We start from the raw sequence: 6277 nt of genomic DNA, 5'->3' as shown, positions 1-6277 counted from the left end.
TGCTGCCCCTCGACTTGCATGTATTAGGCCTGCCGCTAGCGTTCATCCTGAGCCAGGATCAAACTCTCCATTGTAAAGAAGTTTTGATACTGACTAATTTCTCTCGAAATCAATCGGATCTTTGTTAATTATGTTTAGCTTAAACATTACCTGTGTTTGATTCAAACTATCACTAATTTGAATCGTGCTGTTGTTTCCATTCTTTCAAAGAACTTACAGTCATTTACATGACCAGTAGATGATGTGTGAGATCCGATCTCCGTGGCGCTTTAGCCAAACATCTTTTCAATTTATTCCGCAACATTTGCTCTTCATTTGCTGCCCCGTTGTTGTTGGGGTTGCAAAGGTAATCAACTTTTAATTTCTTCCAAATCTTTTTAAAGATTTTTTTAAATTTTATTTTCTCATCGCAGCGAACCCCGGAAGCACTGATACCAGTGCATTAGCAGCCCGGCGGCCATGATAAAATAAGTGTTGAAATGTTGTGTTGGAAAGAGCTTTTGTATGCGTGCTTTCTATCAAAGCGGAGCGCAAAGGTAGGCGCTTTTTTTACACTTCCAACTTTTTTGGAGTACTATTTTTATAAAAATCCTGTAACCCTTTCTGGTAAAGGGTTACAGGATTAAAGAATTATTGACGATCAAAGCTCAGCGGCTGTAAAAGCCCTTCCGGGTATCTCACTTTCATTAAAAACAATCCCTGCGGGGGAACTGCAAAATCAGCGTTTGTACAATCGAGGCTTTCTACCGCTGCTTTGAACTCATCTATTGAAAGCTTACCGCGGCCCACTCTCAGCATAGTTCCTACCAGGCCCCTTACCATTCCCCGAAGGAAGCGGTTGGCAGTAACGTTATAGACTATACGCTCACCATCCACCGTCCAGTACGACTCGGTGATCTTACATATATAGGTCTTCACCTGCGTATTGCGTTTGGAAAACGTAGTAAAATCGCTGTAACCTTTAATCACTTCCGCTGCTTCCTGTAATGCAGGGATATCTATCGTATAAGGGAAGAAGTAACCGCGGTCTTTCAGGAAAGGATCTTTACGGGTATATAATGTGTACTCATAGGAGCGCGCGAGTGCTGCAAACCGGCTGTTGGCATCGGGCGGCACCTGGTAGATGGCGCGCAGCACTATATCATCGGGAAGAATAGCATTGATCTTATACAGGAACTGCGGATGAAGCGGCAATGCCGTATCAAAGTGCAGGAAGTTCTGCTGTGCATTCACACCGGCATCGGTTCTGCTGGAGCCCGTGCTCTCTATCGTTTCCCGGAATAAGATGCTTAACGCCCGGTCTATTTCCGCCTGCACTGTATGTGCATTTTCCTGTACCTGGAAACCGCTGTACTGCGCTCCCTTATACCCTACTTCTATAAAGTACCTGTTCATATGGGGGCGAAAATAAAGAATTACGAACTATCCGGAATGAATTACGGAGTTATGGGGAGATGAACAGGTGGTCCATCTTCCCATAACTCCGTAAAAATGAAGGTGATATTATTTATGCAACATGGCTTTAAATCTGCCCCTGTAATAGTCATCTATCAGCAGGGTTTCCAGGGAACCATATTTCTCGGTATCCACGGTTTTAGAGTAAGCAGCGTCCAGCAGGCGATACCGGGTATCATCTGCGGTGAGCAGCTGTACCAGGGTTTTCACCTGGGCCGTTTGCAAACAATAGTTGCGGGTTTGTTTCTTAAACACATCAATCATACTGTTATCCGTTCTGGCGGCTACAAATTTACGCAGCACCTTGCGGAAGGTATCATCGTCCATTACGTTGGTGCAATCGGAATTGATTAGCCGTACGTCTGCTTTCTTCCTGGCAACAGGGGCTACCTCCGTTGTTACCTCCGCTCCTACCGGCGCTCCGGCGGCATCCACATTTACTGCTTCCTCTCCGTTGCGCTTCTTTTTCTTTTTGCTTCTTACAGGTTCTTCATCTGCTATCGCGATGCCATAACCGCTGGAATCCGTAATAATATTGGCCGGATGCTCGGTATCATCAAAAATCTTTTTCCTTTTCTTTTTGCTGCGTACCGGGGCTTCTTCTTCTGAAGCAGCTACCGGCACTTCCACTACAGTTGGCGCAGCAGCGGCTTCCGTTGCTGCTGCAACGGGAGCTGACGTACCATCATCCTGAAATTCTATAAAATCAGGATCCCCATCCTTCGCCTTACGCTTCTTCGATTTCTTTTTTACCGGCTCTTCTGTTGCCGCAGCTGCTTTAGCCGCTTCTTCCGCAGCGGCTTCGCTGGCGGCAGTTTTATTTTCTTCTGCCAGTACATCGCTCAAAATTGCCTGTTCTTCTTCTGTTAAAGGTACTCTTTCTCCCCTGTTACGTTTCTTCCGGGGCTTCTTTACTTCTCCTTCAACAGCTACGGGAGCTGCATCTGCAGGCCCTACTTCTTTTTTCACCTCCGGCAGTGGCTCGGGTTCGTCCCTGTCGTCGCCGCCCACCACTACTTTATCCAGCGCCGAGGCAAAGGAATTGCCTGATTTTACCGGGGCGGGGTTAGACGGACCGGTTACAATCGCTTTATCGGCAAAAGTGGTTTCCAGGTCTTTTTGCAGGTTGGACATCATTTCCTTTTTGGCGGTGTCCAGCTCCGGTACAACGGAGTCTGCAGCGGGCGTAGCTACTGCCAGGGCGGTTTCTCCCGCATCGGACTTGAGTTCCCGGAAGGTTTGCAGGTTATATAAAGAATAACCGGCTTCGCCGGATTGTTTGAGCAGGAAGCCCTGATCACCCTTCGTTATTCTCAGGTTAAACTGTGCTTCTTTGGATTCTTTGTTGGCGAAACCCACGGTAATAGGCGCAGTACCGGTTTCCAGCCGGGGGATGATAATATAGCCCCTATCGGTGGAGCTTAACACTTTGCCGTTATGCTTTACATAGAACGGCTGTCCCTTCTCGCTCTGAATATATACGTAGTGGAGCTGATCCTGCGCCCGGAGCCGGCCGCATAGTAACAGACATGCCCATACGAATATTACTGTCCTGTATTTAAGATGCATACTATAAATTGGTATAAAACTCTCCTTGTGCAAATATTATTCCAGCACGATCAGCACTTCACCTTTTTCCACTGCGGTGCGCTCTGATACCTTGATTTCTTTTACAATGGCGTCTGAAGCGGCCTTGAACACATTTTCCATTTTCATGGCCTCCAGGATCAGTACCGGGTCGCCCTTTTTGATGGCCTGTCCCGGGCTTACGAGCACCTTCAGCACCAGGCCGGGCATTGGCGCCTTGATATCATTCACCTTCCTGGTCATGGCATCTTTGATCCCCATAGATGCCAGCAGCTGGTCGATCGGCTCTTCTATCTGTACCTCGAACTGTTGCTGGTTTACCTGCAATACTACCGTTTTGGTTTCTTTTTCGATCCTTAAAACCTGCGCCTGGTAGCTGCGGCCGTCCATTATAACACTGTAATCGCCGGTGGGTAGCTTCACTGCCGACCAATCCACTTCCTGGTTATCGCAGGTAACTTTTGTATCGTTATTAACGGCAAATGCAGATTTACCATTCACTATTGCTTTGATCATAATGTTGTTTTATCGGCCTGTAGGCGTAACAAAAATAGCATTTTTAACCACTTACCTCATATTTGGCCCATTTGTTTAAATTTGACTCTTTTAAATTGGCCCAAGCCAATACATTTGTTTAAAACAGTCTTTTACATGAATCTACATCTGAAGCAATCCCTGATGGGGATGCTGATCGGAGGAATAGCCGGTCTGGCGATGAGCACTAACCTAATGGCCCAATCTGACAACACTGCCCAGGACGACCCCGCACTAAAGATCTACCGTGCATCCGCCACCAAAGTGAACGACCTGGTACATACGAAGCTGGACGTACGTTTCGACTACGCCAAACGTTACCTCTATGGCAAAGCCTGGATAACCCTCAAGCCTCACTTTTACGCTACCGACTCCCTTACGCTGGATGCAAAGGGCATGGACATCAAAGACGTTGCAGTAGTAAAAGCAGGTAAAAACAGCCCGCTGAAATACAGCTACGACAGTCTTCAGCTGCATATCGCACTGGATAAACGTTACAAAGCCACCGAATCATATATCATCTATATAAATTATACAGCAAAACCCGATGAACTCAAAGTAAAAGGCAGCGCTGCCATCTCTGATGCCAAAGGGCTCTATTTCATCAACCCGGATGGTAAAGATCCTAACAAACCTACCCAGATATGGACCCAGGGCGAAACTGAAAGCTCTTCTGCCTGGTTTCCCACTATCGATAAAACCAACCAGAAGTGTACAGAAGAAATCAGCATGACGGTGGAAAAGAAGTATGTAACCCTTTCCAACGGTAAACTGGTAAAGCAGAAAAACAATGCTGACGGTACCCGTACCGATACCTGGAAAATGGATCTTCCCCACTCCCCTTACCTGTTTATGATGGCAGTAGGTGAATACGCCATCGTAAAAGACAGCTGGCGCGGCAAGGAAGTAAGCTATTATGTGGAAAAGCCTTTTGAGAAACATGCCAAAGCCATTTTTGGTAATACCCCTGAAATGCTCACCTTCTATTCCAAAATACTGGGATACGATTATCCCTGGGTGAAATACTCCCAGATCACCGGCCGCGACTACGTTTCCGGCGCCATGGAAAATACCACTGCCACGCTTCACGGGGAATTTATGCAGAAAACAGACCGTGAACTGCTCGATAATAACAACTACAACGAAAGCGTAATTGCGCATGAACTGTTCCATCACTGGTTTGGCGACCTTGCCACTGCAGAGTCCTGGAGCAATCTTACCGTAAACGAATCCTTCGCCGATTACAGCGAATACCTGTGGCTGGAACATAAATACGGTAAAGACGCAGCAGATGAACACAGCCTGGAAGCAACGCAGTCGTATATGTCGATGGCACAATACTCCGGCGATAAAGACCTGGTGCGCTTTCATTACCACGATAAAGAAGATATGTTTGACCAGATCACCTACCAGAAAGGTGGCCGTGTTTTAAATATGCTCCGCAATGCAGTAGGAGACTCCGCCTTCTTCAAATCCCTGAACCTCTACCTGAAAACAAATGCTTTTAAGGCTACAGAAGCGCACCAGCTGCGTCTTGCCGTGGAAGAAGTAACCGGCCGGGATATGAACTGGTTCTTTAACGAATGGTATTTTGGCAAAGGCTTCCCCCAGCTGGATATCAGCTACAAGTATAACGACGCTACCAACACAGTAACCGTTATCTTACAACAGATCCAGAAAGACAACAAAGTATGGCATATTCCCATGGCTATCGACATATATGCCGGCGGTAAAACAGAAAGGCATAACATCTTCATGGAAAACAGGGTCGATTCCTTCACCTTCTCCTATACCACCAAACCAGACCTGGTGAATGTAGATGCAGATAAGGTAGTTTTAGCCAAGATAGATGACCATCGTGCATTCAGCACCTATGCTTACCAATACGCGCACGCGCCGAATTATATGGATCGTCACATCGCCATTGATGAGGCAGCGGATGCACAGGCCACCAATCCTGAAGCCGTGAAGCTGCTGGCGCTGGCCCTGAAAGATAAATACCATGGCTTAAGAAGCTATACAATAGGTAAACTGAACCTGGGCAATGCCGCAGTGAAAGCCGCTACCCTTCCCATCCTGTTAGATCTTGCCAAACAAGATCCCAGCTCATTGGTGCGTGCTGCCGCCCTGCAGCAACTGGGAGAACTGAAAGATGCTCAGTATGCATCCTTATTTGAAACAGCTACAAAAGATAAATCCTACGGTGTAGAAGCAGCCGGCCTGGAAGGCTTAGCCACACTGGATCTCGATAAAGCCTACCACATTGCCAAACAACTGGAAAGCGATACCCGGGGCAAGCTGGTAAATGCTATTGCAGGCGTGTACGCGCGGAAAGGAGATACTGCCGATATCGCTTTTGTAGCCGCTAAATTTGACGAAACCTCCGGCCAGGACAAGCTGAATGCAGCTTTTGATTACCTGGGCTTCTTATCCAAAGTTAACAGCACCCCTGCTGTTATAAAAGGCGTGGACCAGGTAAAAGCCATGACCATTCAATTTAACAACTCACAGGTAAGCACCTACATCACTAACTGGATGCAGGAAATCAGCAAAAGCAAATCGCAGGAAGCAACGGCCGTTACCGGCGCCAACCGCGAGGAACTGCTGAAACAGTCGGATTACTTCCGGAAAACGTCGGAGGAGATCAGGAAGAATATTAAATAATGCAGCGGGTTTTGTCTGACTCAGGATTAAACTGATT

4 protein-coding genes and 1 rRNA gene are annotated in these 6277 nt (G+C 47.0%); 1 reads left to right on the top strand and 4 read right to left on the bottom strand.

Annotated elements, in window-relative coordinates:
• The 4 genes from VN105_RS02755 to VN105_RS02740 form a co-directional block, all read right to left on the bottom strand.
• A 16S ribosomal RNA gene (locus tag VN105_RS02755) occupies positions 1–74 on the bottom strand; the annotation flags it as partial.
• A 556-nt stretch (positions 75–630) separates the two neighbouring features.
• Complete coding sequence (gene truA / locus VN105_RS02750; protein WP_325637685.1) at positions 631–1395, bottom strand: tRNA pseudouridine(38-40) synthase TruA; 765 nt, start codon at positions 1393–1395, stop codon at positions 631–633.
• 108 nt (positions 1396–1503) lie between these two features.
• Complete coding sequence (locus VN105_RS02745) at positions 1504–3024, bottom strand: DUF4476 domain-containing protein (protein WP_325637683.1); 1521 nt, start codon at positions 3022–3024, stop codon at positions 1504–1506.
• A gap of 36 nt (positions 3025–3060) precedes the next feature.
• Positions 3061–3558: a biotin/lipoyl-containing protein gene (locus VN105_RS02740; RefSeq protein ID WP_325637681.1), complete on the bottom strand. Its 498-nt coding sequence runs from the start codon at positions 3556–3558 to the stop codon at positions 3061–3063.
• Between the two features lie 135 nt (positions 3559–3693).
• Between VN105_RS02740 and VN105_RS02735 the strand changes: the two genes are divergently transcribed.
• Positions 3694–6240 (top strand): M1 family aminopeptidase, encoded by a 2547-nt coding sequence (locus VN105_RS02735; protein WP_325637680.1) that lies wholly within the window; start codon positions 3694–3696, stop codon positions 6238–6240.
• Positions 6241–6277: the final 37 nt, after the last annotated feature.

Source organism: Chitinophaga sp., assembly GCF_035564935.1.
Lineage (GTDB): Bacteria > Bacteroidota > Bacteroidia > Chitinophagales > Chitinophagaceae > Chitinophaga.
This window is presented reverse-complemented; position numbering and strand designations above follow the sequence as displayed.